This window comes from Faecalicatena fissicatena (assembly GCF_016900595.1).
GTDB lineage: Bacteria > Bacillota > Clostridia > Lachnospirales > Lachnospiraceae > Claveliimonas > Claveliimonas intestinigallinarum.
The window spans coordinates 1-537 of the sequence record NZ_JACLYY010000041.1 but is presented as its reverse complement, the minus strand read 5'-3'; the positions used below and the strand labels follow the sequence as shown (position 1 = coordinate 537).

Annotated in this window: 1 protein-coding gene; it reads left to right on the top strand. The window is 46.7% G+C overall.

Annotation, left to right across the window (positions count from 1 at the left end; translation table 11 throughout):
- Positions 1-275 precede the first annotated feature (275 nt).
- Positions 276-537, top strand: a 262-nt coding sequence (locus H7U36_RS15050) for an IS110 family transposase (protein WP_205156431.1), incomplete at its 3' end; no start/stop codon positions are given.

Sequence of the window (537 nt, the reverse complement as noted above, 5' to 3'; positions counted from 1 at the left end):
CTACTACAATATATTTATGGTTAATACCCCTTACCGCCAGTAAGGAATTACCCATCTTGTTGCTTAAGCTGTTAGAATGAGTAGGGCAATAGGTCTGGCCTCTCCTTTCCAGGACTTAACGTCCGTAAAATAGTCAGCCAACCAGCCCTCATTCGCAGCGTTCGTTTTACGCAGGTTGAACTTTCTCGTTCGTGTGATATCCCCAGTAGATTGAATAGGCAATGAGTAAATCTGGTATTGACCATTGCTAATTCACTTCAAAGGAGTTTTTTTTCATGAACGCTGTTGGTATCGATGTTTCCAAAGGTAAAAGCACTGTCACCATCCGCAGGCCCGGTGATGTGGTTCTTATGCCGCCCTGTGACATTCCACACACCCAGTCTGCCATCAACGCTCTCATCAAGCAGATCAAAAGCCTTGACGGCGAAACGAAAGTCTGCATGGAACATACCGGCAGATACTATGAACCGGTTGCCAACTGGCTCTCTGACGCCGGCATCTTTGTCAGCGCTGTCAATCCCATCCTGATCAGGGATT